Source organism: Pontibacter amylolyticus (assembly GCF_014638845.1).
GTDB classification, from domain to species: domain Bacteria; phylum Bacteroidota; class Bacteroidia; order Cytophagales; family Hymenobacteraceae; genus Pontibacter; species Pontibacter amylolyticus.
Genome location: NZ_BMFP01000002.1, coordinates 239,109 through 253,152, shown reverse-complemented (window position 1 = coordinate 253,152; position 14,044 = coordinate 239,109). Strand labels below are relative to the sequence as shown.

Below are 14,044 nucleotides of genomic sequence, written 5' to 3'. Positions count from 1 at the left end.
AGTGAAATGTAAAAACGCAAAGCTTTTGTGCAGTGGCAATTCCAAAATTTTCAAATTCAGTGTTAAAACTATATATTGCTAAGGTGCAATGTAGTTCCTTTTTGTCCCTGCTGCGCACATACGCCAACCGCACCTCCTTTTTATGAGAAGACGCTACCATTACCTTCTGCTTGCCGCCTTTATGCTGCTGTCCGGCTACGCCTGGGCGCAGGGCACTGGGCAGCCACGCATCACGGCAAGCTACCAGGAGCAGCCTCTGCAGGCTGTGCTCCATGACCTGCAACAGAAGCACAAACTGCGCGTGTTCTTCCAACCCGAGTGGGTGGAAGGCGTGCAGATTACCCAAACCTTTGACCAGGAGCCGCTCGCCAGCGCATTACAAAAGCTTCTGGAAAAAGCCCGCCTGTCGTTTGTGCTGTATGATGACCGTACCATTGTGCTTGTGCCTCAATCGGCAGCCTCCCTGTTTCGAACAGACACGGTGCCATCCGGGATGGCTGCAGGCCAGGCTGCTGAGCGCATCGTGACCCTGAGCGGACAGGTACGCAACGCCAAAACAGGGGAGCCCTTCATAGGAGCCACCGTGCTGCTTGTTGAAACCGGAAAAGGCACCGTGGCCGACGAGCAGGGCCGGTATACCCTGGCGGTGCCGGCTGGTAACTATACCTTGCGGGTGCGTGCCATCGGCATGGTAGAGGACCAGCGGCGCGTGAGCCTGCAGCAAAGCCGCACCATGCATGTGGAGCTGTTCGAGGTAAGCAACCAGCTGCGGGAAGTAGAAGTATCCGCCAAGGCGCCCGACCATAATGTGGAGAGCCTGGAAATGGGCGTGGCCCGCCTGTCGATCAAGGAAGTGCGCAAGATGCCTAACTTTTTAGGAGAGGTGGACGTGCTGCGCAGCATCATTACGCTACCGGGCGTGACCACCGTCGGGGAGGGGGCCAGCGGCTTCAACGTGCGGGGAGGCAGCATCGACCAGAACCTGGTTTTGCAGGACCAGGCACCGCTTTTTAGCTCCTCCCACCTGTTCGGCTTCTTTTCGGTTTTCAATCCGGATATGGTACAGGATGTCACCTTGTACCGCGGCGGTATACCTGCCCGGTATGGCGGGCGCATCTCGTCGGTGCTGGATGTGGAGCTGAAAGAGGGCAATAAGAAGGCGCCCATCCTGAGCGGGGGCATCGGATTGCTGGCAAGCCGTCTGATGGTGGAAGCGCCGCTGCTGAAAGACAAGGCCTCTTTTGTGCTCGGTGGTCGTGGCGCCTACCCCGGTCTGGCCATGCGCTACGTGCCTGACAAGGCCGTGCGCGACAGCGATGGCTACTTTTACGACTTCAACGGCAAAGTCGACTACACGATCAGCGCCAAAGACCAGCTGATGGTATCTGGCTACCTAAGCCGCGACGGTTTCCGGTTTGGGGCCGACACGACCTATACCTGGGGCACCGCCACCGGCACAGTGCGTTGGAACCATACCTTCAACGACAAACTCCTGTCAAGCGTAACCGGCGTGGTGGGTGACTACGACTATGGCGTGGAGGCCGAAACAGAGCCCTACAGCTATACCCTTGACTCGGAGATTAAGTACAAGCAGATTAGGGCAGACCTGAATTACGAGCCTTCCGTGCGGCATAAAATAGGCCTGGGTGCCTCGTCGTCCTGGTATCAGTTCAGCCCCGGCACCCTGACGCCCGGCTCGGAGCGGTCCAGCTTGTTGCCTGTCAGCATGCCGCGCGAGCGCTCTATCGAAGCCGCCCTATACCTGGACCACGAGTACACGCTCAGCCCAAGCATATCTGTCAGCCTCGGGCTGCGCTACTCTTCCTACTTTAACCTGGGGCCGGGCGACGTGTATGTGTACGATCCGGAGTCGCCACGGCGCGAGTCCACGATCATTGACACGCTCAGCTACAGCAACGGCGGTGTGATACAGCGATACGGTAATATTGAGCCGCGTGCTTCCCTTAAAATAAGCCTGAGCGAGAACAGCTCGGTGAAGGTGGGCTACAACCGCATGGCACAGTACATCCATTTGATCTCCAACACAACCGCTGCCTCGCCAGTGGATATCTGGAAAACCAGCAACCCAAACCTGCGACCGCAGCTCGGCGATCAGGTGGCGCTCGGCTTTTTCAAAAACCTGCAGGACAACACCATCGAGCTTTCAGCAGAAGCATACTACAAAAAGCTGCACGACCTGGTGGAGTATAAGGACGGTGCCCGGCTCCTGCTCAACAGCACCCTCGATGCCGACCTGCTGCCGGGCGAGGGCAAGGCCTACGGGCTGGAGCTGATGATGCGCCGCAAAGGCAAAAAACTGACGGGCTGGGCCAGCTATACCTATTCCAGGTCGCTGCGCCGCGTCAATGGCCCTACGCCCGAAGAGCGCATCAACAACGGCAACTTCTTTCCGGCCAACTTCGACAAGCCGCATGACCTGAGCCTGGTCCTGAACCAACAGTTGTCCCGTTTGATCAGTCTTTCCGCCAACTTCACTTACAGCACAGGTCGGCCGATTACCTATCCGGAGTCGGTGGGTTACATCGATGGCCTGCTGATGGTAAACTACAGTGACCGCAACCAGCACCGCATACCAGACTACCACCGCCTGGACCTGGCCTTGGTGATTGACGGCACCAACAAGCGCAACGCAAACTGGGTGAGCAGCTGGGCCTTCTCGGTGTACAATGTATACGGCCGCAAGAACCCTTACTCGGTGTTCTTCAAACCTGCCTATGGCGGCACCATTCCGCAGGCCTACCGGCTATCAGTGATCGGCTCTGCGGTGCCGGCTATCACCTACAATTTCAAGATCACCAGATGAGGAGACTAATCAGGAAAGAATACTCAGACAAGGCACAGGCAACTAAATTATACCTGCAAATGCGAATTACTTTTCAAAAATACCGTTTGTTGGCCGTGCTGCTCATAGTGGCTTGTCTGCAGGCCTGTGTGGATCCTCTGGAGCTCCAGATCGACACCGGGCAGAGGTCGCTGGTAGTGAGTGGGATGGTGACAGATCAAAACGATTCGACGCTGAATAAAGTGACGCTGACCTGGACCGCCCCCTTCGACAGTGAAAACCAGCAGGTGGTGGTGGAGCGCGTGCGTAATGCCACCGTTACGGTGCAGGACAACCTCGGCAACAGCATGCCTTTGTATGAAGGGCCTGCCTATGGCGTGTATACCTTGCGCAAAGAAGACTTCCTGGTAGAGCAGGGGCGCAGCTATACCTTGCACATCCGGCTACCCGATGGCAGGGAATATGCCTCGCGGCCAGAGCTACTCCGGCCTGTGCCCGCCATTCAAGGTATAAGTTATGAGTTTAAGCAATTTATAGACGTAGTCCGCAACTCAGCGGGCCTACTGATTGAGCGCAGGTCGGTGGGTTTTGAGGTGAAGGCCCAGGTGCAGGACCCTTCGGAGCGAGGCAACTACTACCGTTGGGATACAGAGGGTGTGTTCGAGTTTTATACCAATGTAGGCGACGCTCCATTGCCTGCGAGGTGCTGGTCCAATATGGGCAGCATCAACACCAAAGTGGTAACGAGTGATGACCGACTGGTGAACGGGCGCTACTTTGAGCAGCCGGTGGTGGTGGTGCCAGCAGACATCCCAACCAAATACCGCATCAAAATCAGGCAGTTCTCGCTGACAGGCGAGGCGTACGAATTCTGGCGCCTGTTCAATCAGCAGCAGTCCAGCGTCGGCAGCATCTTCGACCCGCCTCCGGCACGCATCAACAGCAACCTGTATAGTCTTACAAACCCGGAAGAACAGGTGGTCGGCTATTTCAGCGCCTCGGCTGTGACCGAGGATTTCATTGTGATCCGGCGGCAGCTGTATGCACCCTTCCCGGGCCTGCCTTACGAGCCGCCTCTTGGTGATTGTCGCTATACCTTCCTATATCCGAATGTGACGAATGAACGGCCGATCGGCTTCTAAAATCTAAAAGAACAGATGCATCTACTCCTTGATAGCCTCCACAAACACGCAGCTGGCCTGCTTCTGGCAGTAGCTTCCTGCCTTAGCCTGCCTGCCTTCGCCCAGCAGGAGCAGGTTGCTAAAGCAGCCGCCGCCCAGGTGCAGCGCCAGCTCTCCGACGAGCAGGTGCACCTGACGCACAGTCAGCCCTGGTACATGGCCGGGGAGCGCCTCTGGTACAGCGCTGCTGTTCAAAAGAGCTCAACCGCTCCGGCAAGCCGGGTGCTTTACGTTGAACTGCTGGATGCGAAAGGCGCCACCCTGATCAGCCAGCGATTGGTCGTGGAGGACGGAAAAGCGCAAGGTGACTTTCTGTTGCCTAAAGACATGCCCTCAGGAAGCTATACACTACTGGCCGCCACCAACTGGATGCGGAACTTCAGCGCACAGCAGCACTGGCGGGAGCAACTCACCATCTTGAACCCGAACGAAGTCAGGACGCTGCAGACATTGCCGGCAACGGCCAAGCCACTGCAGGTGCGGTTTTTCCCAGAGTCCGGTGTGTGGACAGCCGGGGCGCCTACCAAAATAACAGCGACCGTAACCAACGCGGCAGGTATAGGTATAGCCGCCCAGGGAATAGTGGCTGATACAGCCGGACAGACCATCGTCACCTTCAAAAGTGACGAAACAGGTATAGCAACTTTCAGCCTGTTGGGCACAGAGGAGCAGGACTTAGTGGCACAACTGCGGGCGGAGGGCTATGCGCCGCAACAGGTAAAGCTGCCGGCGACCAAGCAGCAAGGTATAGCGCTAGCAGTTGGCAAGGTAAGCGACGCAGGTATAGAAGTGAGCGTGCCGGGCAAATCGGCGGAAGGCCATGTGCTAGTGGCCGCTTCCGGAGGGTTGGTGTACTTCGCGCAGCATGTTACCGGAGCCAGTCAGGTTATGGTGCCGTGGCGCGATGCAGCACGACCAGAATGCCGCTTACTGCTGCTCAATACGGGTGGGTTGGTAGTAGCCGAGCAGCAGGTAATGCTACCCCAGAGAGCAGGTATAGCCGTGCAGGCCGACCGCCAGCAGTATGGCCCCCGCCAGCATGTAACTGTTACGGTAAAGGGGCTGCAACCCGCTACCTGGCTCGCCGCCTCGGTGGCAGAGCGCCGTGCCGGCCTTCAGCAGCCAAATGGTTTTATCGCTGTAAACGAGATGCGACAAGGGTATAATACAGACCAGGAACTGTGGGAGGCCATTGCCAGAAACGAAGCAAACGCCCGCTTCCGAAGAGAGCCCCTGGTAGAGCCCATGCGGCAGGCAGATGTAAAGGCCCCTTTTCAGCAGGAAACTTTCGCCAAACACACAGACACTGCCTTTGTGCAGGCGCTGCCGCCGCAGGTGGTGAGCGCGGCGCAGAAGCACTATACCCGCGCCAATATCCATGAGATCTATGGCCTGACAGAGCCGCATGCCGCTGCTCCGCTTCCACGCCTGCCAGCCGACCGGGTATTCAAGCTGGATGATTATGTTGCCTTCCAGGATGTAGAGGAGGCCATTCGGGAGGTGTCTACCAACCTGCGCATGCGCAAAAAGAAAGGCAAGCAAACCGTGCGGCTGCTCTACGTTTCCGCAGAGACCAAGCGCATGATGAGAGAGGAACCGCTATACCTGCTGGACGGCGTGATGCTGGAGAATATGGATGAGATCATGGCGCTCGACCTGAATGATATCGCCTCGATTGAGATTGCCTGGTCAGAGGAAAGACTGTACGCCGGCAACCTGGGCCGCCTGGTCGACAACGGTATGTTCGCCATCTACACCAAAAGCGGGGAGGCCCGGGAACGTCTCAGAGAAAAGGGCCTGCCCGTGCTGTACGAGCAGTACAACCTGCCCCGAAACTTTGTTGTGCCAACCACCGCCTCCAGCGGCGGAGCGCAGGCCCAGCTCCCCGATTTCCGGCAGCAGCTGTACTGGCAGCCATACCTGCAGGCGGGAGCAGACGGGAGTGCCACCTTCACCTTCTATACCTCCGATGAAACGGGTGTATTTGAGGTCAGGGTGCAAGGCCAGACAGCAGAGGGTACACCTGTAGTCGGAAGCACCTCAATTGAAGTGAAGCTGGTGAATTAAAGCCAAAGCCAAGTACAAGTTGAGGAACATGAAGAGCCCTGAAAACCTTTGATAAAAAAACGCCCCGCTGTTCTGCAGCGGGGCGTTTTTTGTGGAAGTATTCTCTTTCCTAGAAGTTTGGAGACAGCAGGTATTTGCTGTAGAAATCGTCGATCACTTTCACCGCTTCGGTGGCGTCGTCTACGATGTGCACCAGGTTCAGGTCTTCCGGGCTGATGTTGCTTTCCGTGTTCAGCATCACATCCTCCACCCACTTAAACAGGCCTCCCCAGAATTCACGGCCCACCAGCACGATCGGGAATGCGCCGATTTTCTTGGTCTGGATCAGCGTGATCGCCTCAAACAGCTCGTCGAGCGTGCCAAAGCCACCTGGCATCACGATGAAGCCCTGCGCATACTTCACGAACATCACTTTGCGCACAAAGAAATAGTCGAAGTTGATGAGCTTGTCAGAGTCGATGTAGATGTTGTTGAACTGCTCGAATGGCAGGTGAATGTTCAGGCCCACGGATTTGCCACCCTCTGAGTGCGCTCCTTTGTTACCCGCCTCCATAATGCCCGGTCCACCGCCCGTGATCACGCCATAGCCATGGCGCACCAGCTTGGCAGCGATCTCCTCGGCCATAACGTAGTACTTGTGGGTGTTCTTGGTGCGGGCCGATCCGAAAATGGAAACGCAGGGACCGATCTTGGCCATCTTCTCGAAGCCTTCCACGAACTCCGACATCACCTTGAAGATCTGCCATGAGTCGGCGATCTTGATCTCGTTCCAGTCCTTGTCTACAAAGGCCTTTCTGATTTTGATGTCCTCTGCAGAGGCAGGCGGGGCCTGCACGTGTCCGGCCTCGCGCAGGTCGGTAATGGTTTTTGCTTTATTTTCGTTTACGTCCGGGTTTAGGATCGTTTGTCCGCTGCCGCTGTTGTGTGACTCGTCGTTGAGTTTCGTTTTGCTTGTCTTTCTAAGCTTTGCCATAAATCTTTCTTCGTCTTCTTCAGGAGGCAAGCCTCCTGCGGCACGCTCATGTGGAGGTGCCTTCTTCATTTAATAAACAATTTAAAGGGTTTGTGTCTGCAGCATGGAGGTTAAACTTTGCAGCCACGGTTGTGTCTTTTCCTACTTGGAGCGAATGGCAATCACCGGGTCCAGGTTTGAGGCGAGCACCGCCGGAATAATGCCCGACAGCATACCTATCACCGCCGATACGCCAAGGCCCAGAATTATGTTGCCTGCCGAGAGCGAGATCTTCATCATGTCCTGCGGTATGAGCGTGAGCAGGAATACCAGCAGGATGCCGATGCCGCCGCCAATAACGCTCAAAAACACGGACTCGAACAAGAACTGGAACAGGATGAAATAGTTTTTGGCGCCCAGTGATTTTTGTATGCCGATGATGTTGGTTCTTTCTTTCACGGACACGAACATGATGTTGGCAATGCCAAAGCCACCCACCAGAATCGCAAAGCCACCGATTACCCAGCCAGCCAGGCCGATGACCTGAAACAAGCCTGTGATGGCCTGGGTAGCCATTTCGGGGCGGTTGATGGCGAAGCTGTCCTCGTCGCGCGGTTTCAGGCCCCGGATGTTGCGCATCATGCCCCGCACCTCATACTCCAGCTCCAGCAGACCCACGTCCTCGTCACGGCCCTTTACCGCAATGGTCGAGCCAATGCCGTTGGGTCCGGTCGCGTACATCTTGCTGAACGTGCCGTAAGGTATAATGCCCATCTGGTCGAAATTAGGCATGCCAAACATGCTTTCGCCCTGCTTTTCCATCACGCCTATCACCGTAAACTTATGCCCGCTCACCCGGAGCTCCTGCCCAATGGCCGACTGGCCCGGGTAGAGCGTGCTGGCCACCTCGTCGCCTATGATCATCACGTTTCGGGCGGCGTCCACCTCCTGCGGCACAAAGTAGCGGCCTTCGGCCACCGGAATCTCCGTCACTTTGTTATAGTCGTAGGTGACGCCCATCAGGCCGGCGTCTTTGAAGCTGTTGTTGCGGTACTTGAACAGGCTACGTCCTTTGTTGGCAAAAATAGCCACGCCAGCGTCGTTGGTCAGGTTGCGGTCCAGCAAACGGTACTCGTGGGTGTTGGGCTGCGGGCGTTTAAAGTACTTCCACCAGGGGTATTCTCCGCCAAAGCTCCAGGGCCACTTCTCCACATACAGCACCTTGTCGCCAATGAAGCTCATGCTGTCGCGCACGTTGCGCTCGAGCGAGTCGACCAGCGTGAAAACCGAGATGATGGCGAAAATGCCTATTGTAACGCCGAGCAGGGAGAGAATCGTTCGGAGCAGGTTAGCACGCAAGGCCTGCCATGCAAAGCGGAAACTTTCAGCTATTAGGCGGATGTAGATCATAGATTGGCGTATAGCAAAGTAATTTTCTTAAAAGTAAGAATATTTCGGGCAAACTAAGTAAATTTGCGGTTTGATTTTTTAATTGTATCATGGGTTAGCCATACCTGAAATTCAGGGTGCTGACCCTATACCTGGTACATTCCGTTCCAAGTCAGCACGATTTATACCGTATTATAAAAAGTATGAAGTTATCAGAATTTAAGTTTGACCTACCTGAGAACCTGCTAGCAACGCATCCTTCCGCCAACCGCGACGAGTCGCGCATGATGGTGCTGCACCGCGACACGGGCAAAATTGAGCACCGCATCTTCAAAGACATCCTGGAGTATTTTGACGAGGGCGATGTGATGGTAGTAAACGATACCAAAGTATTCCCGGCCCGCCTGTATGGCAACAAAGAGAAAACCGGCGCCAAGATCGAAGTGTTTCTGCTTCGTGAGCTCAACAAGGACATTCACCTGTGGGACGTGCTGGTAGACCCGGCCCGCAAGATCCGCGTGGGCAACAAGCTGTACTTCGGCGACAGCGACCTGGTGGCTGAAGTGATTGACAACACGACTTCCCGTGGCCGCACGATCAAGTTTTTGTTCGATGGTCCGGACGAGGAGTTTTACAAGACCATCAACGAGCTGGGCGAGACCCCGCTTCCAAAGTACATCAACCGCGAAGCAGAGCCGGAAGACAAGGAGCGCTACCAGACCGTATACGCCAAGAACGTAGGCGCCGTGGCGGCTCCAACTGCTGGTCTGCACTTCACGAAAGAGGTTCTGAAGCGCCTCGAAATCAAAGGGGTGGATGTAACGCCGCTTACACTGCACGTGGGCCTGGGCACTTTCCGCCCAGTGGATGTAGAAGACCTCACTAAGCACAAGATGGACTCTGAGAACTTCATGGTGCCAGCCGAGACAGCCGAAATGGTGAACAAAGCGCTGGACAACAAGAAGCGCGTGTGTGCCATCGGTACGACGACCATGCGTGCGCTGGAGTCGTCGGTATCGGCGAGCAACCGCCTGAAGCCAAACGAGGGCTGGACGGACCGTTTCATCTTCCCTCCATATGACTTCAAGATCGCCAACGCACTGGTGACAAACTTCCATATGCCGGAGAGCACGCTGCTGATGATGACGGCTGCTTTTGGTGGCTACGAACTGGTGATGAAAGCCTACGAAGAGGCCGTAAAAGAGAAGTACCGCTTCTTCAGCTACGGCGACGTGATGCTGATCCTCTAGTGGCAGGTATAAATATTTAGCAAAGCCCCGGCTCTCCAAAGTCGGGGCTTTTTGTTTTATTTGCAGCTTCAAGTATTGTGCTACCTGCCTGAATGTATGAACGGTCCAGATCCAGAAAATACTTTTCCGCTTGCCCATCACCACAACCTGGTTTTCCTGAAGAACATCATCCGGAACCCCAACATTGTGGTAGGCGACTATACCTATTACCATGACATGGATGATCCTCACAACTTCGAGAAGAACGTGCTGTACCATTTCGATTTCATCGGCGATAAGCTCCGCATCGGGAAGTTCTGTGCCATCGCCTCCGGAGTAAAATTCATTATGAATGGGGGCAATCACGAAACAAGGCCCGTCTCTACCTACCCTTTCGCTATTTTCGCAAACGGCTGGGAGCAAGCGGATGCCGGAACGGACAAGTATCCCTACAAAGGAGACACGGTGGTAGGGAACGACGTCTGGATTGGTTATGAAGCAGTGATCATGCCCGGCGTAAGAATTGGGAATGGCGCCATCGTGGCGACCAAGGCCGTGGTCACCAGAGATGTGGCGGACTACGCTATTGTGGCCGGGAACCCGGCGCAGGTGGTGAAGATGCGGTTCACAGAAAGCGAAATCGCACAATTACGCCAAATCGCGTGGTGGGACTGGAGCATAGAAAAAATCACCCGAAACTTACCTCACATCACCGCGGCCGATGTGGCCCGACTGGCCGATTGTGAGTAACAAAGAGCGCATTAATAGAACAAGCCAGTATATGGAAGAATCTTTGCAACAATACGCCATTATCGTTGCCGGAGGCACGGGCAGCCGCATGCAGCACAGCATGCCCAAGCAGTTCATCGAGCTTGCCGGAAAGCCTATCCTGATGCACACGATCGAGCGGTTCTATACCTATAGTAAGGATATACGGATTGTAGTCGTATTACCCGAGGACCAGTTGCAGGTATGGCGGGGCCTTTGCAAGCAGCATAAGTTTCCCGTGTTCCATATGGCAGTGCCGGGAGGAAAGACACGCTTCGGGTCGGTGAAGAACGGGCTGGCTACGGTACAGGGCGAGGCGCTAGTGGCGGTGCACGATGGGGTACGCCCGTTTGTGAGCACTGGCATCATCAAGGCGGCCTTTGAGCAGGCGGCTGAATCGGGTACTGCCGTGGTGGCAGTGTCTCCGAAAGACTCTATCCGGGAGCTAACTGAAAGCGGGAGCCGTGCCGTGCCGCGCACCAGGTATAAACTGGTGCAAACGCCCCAGTGCTTTAGGGCCGATTTGTTGCGGGCAGCTTACGAGCAGCCTGAGCAGGAACACTTCACGGACGATGCTTCGGTGGTAGAGCAGCTGGGCGCAGGTATAGCGCTGGTGGAAGGCAGCTACAGTAACATCAAGATCACCACGCCTGAGGACCTGCTGTTGGCCGAAGTGCTGGTGAAGCAGTTTGAGTCGCTGCCTTAGCGGACAATGCGTTGCGCTTCCAGGTATACCTGGTTCTGCTGCACCGTTTCCGGGGAAAGCGGCTCGAGTGTAGGGTCGGGTTTGGAGAGGTTGAGGAGGAAGCCCTGCATCGGCTGCAGGTTGTAGAGGTCATGTGTTATGCAGAACACCGTTTTGCCTTTTTGCCGCACCCACTGCTGCAAAAGTCGGAATACCTGCTTCTTATAGTATACATCCAGCTGTTGTGTCGGCTCGTCGAGCAATACGACATCGGCGTCCTGGAGCATCAGTTGCGCCAGCCATACCATTTGCTGTTCACCTCCTGAAAGGGTTGTAAAGTCCTGCTCCTGCAGGTGCGTCAGCTCCAGTTGCGCCAGCGTGGCGCGGGCCTGGGCGTAATCCTGTGCGGTATAGTTCTCAAAAAAGCCCTTCTTTCGGAAAAGGCCCATCACAACCAGGTCAAGCACGCTGATCGAGAAAGAGACAATGTTCTTCTGGGGGAGATAGGAGAGGAGGCCGGAGGCTGCGGCGTCTTTGGTGTGGCGCAAATCCAGGCCATGCAGCAGGAGTTGCCCCTGGTAGGGTATTTTCTGCTGGAAAGCCCGGAAGAGGGTTGTTTTGCCTGCTCCGTTATGGCCCACAATAGCCACAAATGCCTGTGCAGGCACAGAAAAAGAAAGGTTGCGGATCAGAGCTCGATGCTCATAACCCGCAACCAGATTTTTTACTTCAACGATGCTTTTCAATGAATAATGAGTAGTGAATAATGAATAATATAAAGTCAATTACTCATTATTCATTATCTAATTAGTCACTAATTAGTACTCGTCTTCGTTGAACATGAAGTCTTCCTTGGTAGGGTAGTCAGGCCAGATCTCTTCGATGTTCTCGTAAGGCTGTCCGTCATCTTCAAGTGCCTGCAGGTTTTCTACCACTTCCATAGGGGCGCCTGAGCGGATAGAATAGTCGATCAGCTCGTCCTTAGTGGCAGGCCAAGGTGCGTCCTCCAGGTATGATGCTAATTCCAGTGTCCAATACATAGTATGTGTCTCCTTAAATAATGGCGTTAAAAAATAGTTCGCAAAAGTATGAATTAATTCACAAACTAAAATTTTTTTGAAATATTTATTGCTTTTGTGATTGTTTTTACCAAAACAACGCAAATACACAGTAAATGTTCATTTTGAGTCAAATTTTTTCGGACTCCGTTTACTACTGAAATTTACCTTGGATTGGGCTGTATGTAAATATAGAAAGCGTCTGCCGCATTCGCAACAGACGCCTTCTTAAAAGATATCGTTAAATCTTTATTTTCCTATTTATTGATCGTGCTCAGCTGCTCCTGGAACATTTCGATTAGGGCCTGTTTGGTCGTGATCTTGCGGTTGAAATTACGGATCTTGCCTAAAAGCATATTGCGGAACGAGTCGTTGCTTGGCGCTTCGCTCAGTTTGCCCAGGTTCGATTCAAGCACCTCTAACTCCTGACGGTCAGACTTGATGAAGTCGCGCAGGGCGTTGATGCGGGCGTTCAGCCCTTCCTCGTGGCCATAGGTTTCGTTGGCGTTCTGCTGGCGCTTGCGGATGTAGTGCTCCAGGCTGCTCATCTCAAACACGCGGTCGCATGCCTTGATAAAGCGCTCCCAGATCGCATCCGAAACATCGGGGCGCACCGGGCCTACCTTTTTCCACTCTGCCTGCAGTTCCTTGGCGCGCTTCACGGCGTCGTTCAGGCTGTTGTGCTGGAGCAGTTGCTCAGCCTGGCCTACCAGCTCCTGCTTGCGCTCCAGGTTGGTTTCGTAGTATTTCTCCTTCGAGTCGGTCTTCTCGTTGGTGATCTTTACCTTGAGGCGCTCAAAAAAGTGGTTGTGCGCTTTTCTGAACTCCGTCCACAGCTTGTTGGTGGTGGCGCGCGGCAACGATCCGCCAATCTGCTTCCACTGGGTCTGCAGGTCTTTCAGTTTGGCCGTCGTGGCTTCCCACTCCTCGGAGTTCTGCAGTGCCACCGACTTCGCGATCAGGTCTCTATACCTGTCGTAAGTACGGTTCTGCATTTGCTTTTTATCGTTGAAGAAAGACTTTTTGCGTTCAAAGAAAGCCTCCAGCGCTGTTTTAAAGCGCTCCTCTATCTCTTCAGTCAGGTCTTTCTCTACAGGGCCTGTCTTGATCCAGGTGGCGCGCAGGTCCTTCATCTTGTCAGAGGTCTCCTTCCACTCCAGGCTATTCTGCAACTCCTCCGCCTCCTGTATAAGCCCGATCTTGATGCTCAGGTTCTTCTCGCGGTTCTGCTTGATGGTCTCATTGATATCCTCCTCCGCTTTGCTCAGCGTATGGTAAATGGACTCAAAGTCGCCCAGCGCGTCATAGTTACCGACCTGGTCTTTCATGTGCAGCACCTTCATCAGAAAGGAGCCTTTGTTCTCGGAAGTTGCGATGCGCTCGAGCAGGGCGTATACTTTATCGCTAAACATGTGAAAGCGCCTGGCAAAATATACCAGCGAGTCTTCCTCTGATTCTTTCACTTCGCCTACCTTCCTGTCGGGATAGGTCATAAAAGCTTTCAGCCATACTTGCTGGTCCTGAATGAAGCCATACTTTTTGGCTTCTTCCAATAGGTCGTTGTTTTCCATTTAAGGATTGGGTTAGAGTCGGAACATAAAAGGGCAAAGGGTCCAGAATTTAGACTAACCTTAGCATACGCAAGTCAGGTGGTAGTGTTGACAGTCTGCAGTTTAGCTGCAGAAGCCTTCGAGTAATCACCTGACCTGGTGCCACGATCAGTCTGTGCGGACTTCTCCCATACAGTTTTTCTACAAGTTTAGTGATTTCAAAGCACTTTTGTGAACCATAAAGACATGAATTTTTACGATATTTGTATTTGTCGGCATAAAAACAGCCTGACTGCACGGATTTGTCGGGTAAGTCGCTGTAAATGCCGTTCCTATGTAAACGAAAACTGCTGTCTGCAGAC

Annotated in this window: 11 protein-coding genes; 6 read left to right on the top strand and 5 right to left on the bottom strand. The window is 54.2% G+C overall.

Translation table 11 applies throughout. The annotated features are described in order from the left end of the window. Window positions 1-142 precede the first annotated feature (142 nt). Genes IEV97_RS06060 through IEV97_RS06050 form a run of 3 tightly spaced genes read left to right on the top strand, consistent with a single transcriptional unit; the run spans window position 143 to window position 6,051 of the window. On the top strand, window positions 143-2,824 hold the full coding sequence (locus tag IEV97_RS06060; RefSeq protein WP_188500618.1) for a TonB-dependent receptor: 2,682 nt from the start codon (window positions 143-145) through the stop codon (window positions 2,822-2,824). 59 nt (window positions 2,825-2,883) lie between these two features. Continuing rightward, complete coding sequence (locus tag IEV97_RS06055) at window positions 2,884-3,945, top strand: DUF4249 domain-containing protein (protein WP_188500617.1); 1,062 nt, start codon at window positions 2,884-2,886, stop codon at window positions 3,943-3,945. Between the two features lie 15 nt (window positions 3,946-3,960). Beyond that, window positions 3,961-6,051: a carboxypeptidase regulatory-like domain-containing protein gene (locus IEV97_RS06050; RefSeq protein WP_188500616.1), complete on the top strand. Its 2,091-nt coding sequence runs from the start codon at window positions 3,961-3,963 to the stop codon at window positions 6,049-6,051. A gap of 109 nt (window positions 6,052-6,160) precedes the next feature. On the opposite strand, the gene IEV97_RS06045 is transcribed toward IEV97_RS06050, so the two are convergent. Both IEV97_RS06045 and IEV97_RS06040 read right to left on the bottom strand, forming a co-directional pair. Next, the gene (locus tag IEV97_RS06045) at window positions 6,161-7,024 is read right to left on the bottom strand and encodes an LOG family protein (RefSeq protein ID WP_188501006.1); all 864 of its coding nucleotides are present in this window, start codon (window positions 7,022-7,024) and stop codon (window positions 6,161-6,163) included. Window positions 7,025-7,165: 141 nt separating this feature from the next. Then, window positions 7,166-8,413, bottom strand: coding sequence for an ABC transporter permease (locus tag IEV97_RS06040; protein WP_188500615.1), 1,248 nt, complete (start codon window positions 8,411-8,413; stop codon window positions 7,166-7,168). A 182-nt stretch (window positions 8,414-8,595) separates the two neighbouring features. On the opposite strand from IEV97_RS06040, the gene queA reads away from it, so the two are divergent. From queA to IEV97_RS06025, 3 genes are all read left to right on the top strand, one after another. After that, complete coding sequence (gene queA / locus IEV97_RS06035) at window positions 8,596-9,642, top strand: tRNA preQ1(34) S-adenosylmethionine ribosyltransferase-isomerase QueA (protein WP_188500614.1); 1,047 nt, start codon at window positions 8,596-8,598, stop codon at window positions 9,640-9,642. A gap of 96 nt (window positions 9,643-9,738) precedes the next feature. Next, on the top strand, window positions 9,739-10,371 hold the full coding sequence (locus IEV97_RS06030; protein WP_188500613.1) for a CatB-related O-acetyltransferase: 633 nt from the start codon (window positions 9,739-9,741) through the stop codon (window positions 10,369-10,371). Window positions 10,372-10,402: 31 nt separating this feature from the next. Further along, complete coding sequence (locus IEV97_RS06025; RefSeq protein WP_188500612.1) at window positions 10,403-11,095, top strand: 2-C-methyl-D-erythritol 4-phosphate cytidylyltransferase; 693 nt, start codon at window positions 10,403-10,405, stop codon at window positions 11,093-11,095. On the opposite strand, the gene IEV97_RS06020 is transcribed toward IEV97_RS06025, so the two are convergent. From IEV97_RS06020 to IEV97_RS06010, 3 genes are all read right to left on the bottom strand, one after another. Beyond that, entirely contained in the window at window positions 11,092-11,820 is a 729-nt protein-coding gene (locus tag IEV97_RS06020) for an ABC transporter ATP-binding protein (protein ID WP_188500611.1), read from the bottom strand. The genes IEV97_RS06025 and IEV97_RS06020 overlap by 4 nt on opposite strands. Window positions 11,821-11,892: 72 nt before the next feature. Further along, window positions 11,893-12,114, bottom strand: a complete 222-nt coding sequence (locus IEV97_RS06015) for a DUF2795 domain-containing protein (protein ID WP_007652164.1) — start codon at window positions 12,112-12,114, stop codon at window positions 11,893-11,895. Between the two features lie 275 nt (window positions 12,115-12,389). After that, window positions 12,390-13,703 (bottom strand): DUF349 domain-containing protein, encoded by a 1,314-nt coding sequence (locus IEV97_RS06010; RefSeq protein ID WP_188500610.1) that lies wholly within the window; start codon window positions 13,701-13,703, stop codon window positions 12,390-12,392. Window positions 13,704-14,044 lie beyond the last annotated feature (341 nt).

Excerpts from the sequence above, each read along its gene's own strand:
- IEV97_RS06040 (WP_188500615.1), bottom strand. The coding sequence starts at position 8,413 with ATGATCTACATCCGCCTAATAGCTGAAAGTTTCCGCTTTGCATGGCAG.
- IEV97_RS06060 (WP_188500618.1), top strand. The coding sequence starts at position 143 with ATGAGAAGACGCTACCATTACCTTCTGCTTGCCGCCTTTATGCTGCTG.
- IEV97_RS06055 (WP_188500617.1), top strand. The coding sequence starts at position 2,884 with ATGCGAATTACTTTTCAAAAATACCGTTTGTTGGCCGTGCTGCTCATA.
- IEV97_RS06030 (WP_188500613.1), top strand. The coding sequence starts at position 9,739 with ATGAACGGTCCAGATCCAGAAAATACTTTTCCGCTTGCCCATCACCAC.
- IEV97_RS06015 (WP_007652164.1), bottom strand. The coding sequence starts at position 12,114 with ATGTATTGGACACTGGAATTAGCATCATACCTGGAGGACGCACCTTGG.
- IEV97_RS06045 (WP_188501006.1), bottom strand. The coding sequence starts at position 7,024 with ATGGCAAAGCTTAGAAAGACAAGCAAAACGAAACTCAACGACGAGTCA.
- IEV97_RS06010 (WP_188500610.1), bottom strand. The coding sequence starts at position 13,703 with ATGGAAAACAACGACCTATTGGAAGAAGCCAAAAAGTATGGCTTCATT.
- queA (WP_188500614.1), top strand. The coding sequence starts at position 8,596 with ATGAAGTTATCAGAATTTAAGTTTGACCTACCTGAGAACCTGCTAGCA.
- IEV97_RS06050 (WP_188500616.1), top strand. The coding sequence starts at position 3,961 with ATGCATCTACTCCTTGATAGCCTCCACAAACACGCAGCTGGCCTGCTT.
- IEV97_RS06025 (WP_188500612.1), top strand. The coding sequence starts at position 10,403 with ATGGAAGAATCTTTGCAACAATACGCCATTATCGTTGCCGGAGGCACG.